The 251-nt window shown below is 60.2% G+C and carries 1 pseudogene; it reads left to right on the plus strand.

Annotated elements, in window-relative coordinates:
* Positions 1-251: pseudogene (locus tag SB754_RS21850) on the plus strand (SGNH/GDSL hydrolase family protein); the annotation flags it as partial.

The raw sequence follows: 251 nt of genomic DNA on the forward strand, positions 1-251 counted from the left end.
CCTTGAGCGTTGAAGCTCAGAACCTGTTCAATGCCGGCACCGATGATCTCAACGCCCTGCTCGCGCAGCAGGTTGGCGACGGCACGTTTGTGGATGTCACTGAGGTGTTTTCCGGCCACGGCATTGGATCCAGCGATTCCTGGATCCTCCCCCTGGACGCGTCCTTTGCCCTGCACCCCACCGCTGCCGGCTACCGTGAGGGTTATCTGGCGGCCATTACAGAGAGCGTTGAACTGCTAAACAAGGACGGG

The sequence above is a fragment of the Leifsonia sp. SIMBA_070 genome (assembly GCF_046534635.1).
GTDB lineage: Bacteria > Actinomycetota > Actinomycetes > Actinomycetales > Microbacteriaceae > Leifsonia.